General features: G+C 46.7%; 2 protein-coding genes and 1 pseudogene. All 3 read right to left on the reverse strand.

The annotated features are described in order from the left end of the window. Window positions 1–307 (reverse strand): tRNA isopentenyl-2-thiomethyl-A-37 hydroxylase MiaE (gene miaE, locus A3729_RS26115; protein ID WP_304439762.1); only part of this gene is annotated, 307 nt, incomplete at its 3' end. A gap of 5 nt (window positions 308–312) precedes the next feature. After that, window positions 313–849, reverse strand: coding sequence for a DNA-deoxyinosine glycosylase (locus A3729_RS26120; RefSeq protein ID WP_068514824.1), 537 nt, complete (start codon window positions 847–849; stop codon window positions 313–315). 20 nt (window positions 850–869) lie between these two features. Continuing rightward, window positions 870–1,046 (reverse strand): annotated as a pseudogene (gene purT, locus A3729_RS34710) (phosphoribosylglycinamide formyltransferase 2); the annotation flags it as partial.

The raw sequence follows: 1,046 nt of genomic DNA on the forward strand, positions 1-1,046 counted from the left end.
GCCTTGCTGCATAGCGTGATGCCGTCATGTGACCGTATGCCAGTTTACGTTTTTTGATAAATTTCATTACCTGTTCGAAATGCCTGAGCTCTTCACGAGCCAAGCGAGACATCTTCATCAGCAAGTCTGGATTACCCGGATAACGGTGAATCAGGTTAAGCGCTGTCATTGCTGCTTTCTTCTCACAGTGAGCGTGATCCAGCAGCATGATATCCTGATTAGCCAGGGCATTTTCGACCCAAAGGTCAGGGGTTTCACAGCCAAGAAAGCTATATATTTCACTTAAGTCCTGGTTTATCTCACTCACAAACATTACTCACTGATATCTTCATCTAAATTTAAAAATTCTTTCATAGCACACCAAGACGCTAGCTTATCCTCTTTCGACATGGCTGCATTGGCAGGACTGGTCGAAGGTAAGTTCAGGGTTGTATCAGGAGTAACTGAAACGCCGATAAACTTCTTGTACAACTTGGCTGCAGCCTGACCGTTAAACGCAATCAGCTTAATACTCGGGTTCTGTTCAAGCATGCCTTGAATATCATTCGCCTTCATAGTGGACTGGTCGATATTCGAATCCAGACTTCCTGGGCGGTAGCATGAATGAGCGACATCCCAAATCGCGATACCGCAGCGTTTAGCCTCTTCCAGGCGTTGCACATAAGGCAAGGCCAGGTCAAAACTGCATAGTTGCGCCAATATCCACCAGAAGGCATTGCGAGGATGTCCGTAGTATTGCTGCTCTTGCAGGGATTTAACACTGGGCATCGTGCCTAATATTAGAACTGTTGGCTCTTCTCCAAGCACCGGAGGAAAGCCTTTATCGATTACTTTTTGCGTTTCAGCCATTATACTTCACACTAATAACGCTAGAACTTTAATGCCACCGCTGAAGATGCCTTGATCGCCTTCTGCGTTGCCGCCTCAATTGTTTCATCCAAGGCCAGTGCAACCCCCATACGGCGTTGCCCCTTTACTTCGGGCTTGCCGAACAAGCGCAAGTGCACATCAGTATCAGACAAACATTCTTCAAGGTTACCAAAGCA

The sequence above is a fragment of the Oleiphilus sp. HI0043 genome (assembly GCF_001634935.1).